Origin of the sequence: Dermacoccus sp. UBA1591, assembly GCF_002322065.1 — a bacterium.
Lineage (GTDB): Bacteria > Actinomycetota > Actinomycetes > Actinomycetales > Dermatophilaceae > Dermacoccus > Dermacoccus nishinomiyaensis.
Window position 1 is genome coordinate 1 of sequence record NZ_DCNR01000099.1, and the last position, 222, is coordinate 222.

The 222-nt window shown below is 74.8% G+C and carries 1 pseudogene; it reads left to right on the forward strand.

Annotated features, from left to right (window positions below):
• Window positions 1-25: 25 nt before the first annotated feature.
• A pseudogene (locus B2284_RS11145) lies at window positions 26-222 on the forward strand (MFS transporter); the annotation flags it as partial.

Sequence of the window (222 nt, forward strand, 5' to 3'; positions counted from 1 at the left end):
ACGACATCGAATCGAAGGAACTCACATGGCCGACCAGCCACTGACCGACGACGCGTCCGCGACGTCGGGCGCGCCTGCGGCTCCCGCCGCAGGCGCCGCCCACTCTGACGCGGGCGCGTCCGTCGCCACGGGTGCCCCGCCGCAGCAGTCCGCATCGGGGCGCCGAACTGCGGCAGATGCGGGCGCGAAGACGCCGGGCGCCGCGCCCGACATCAACCCGTG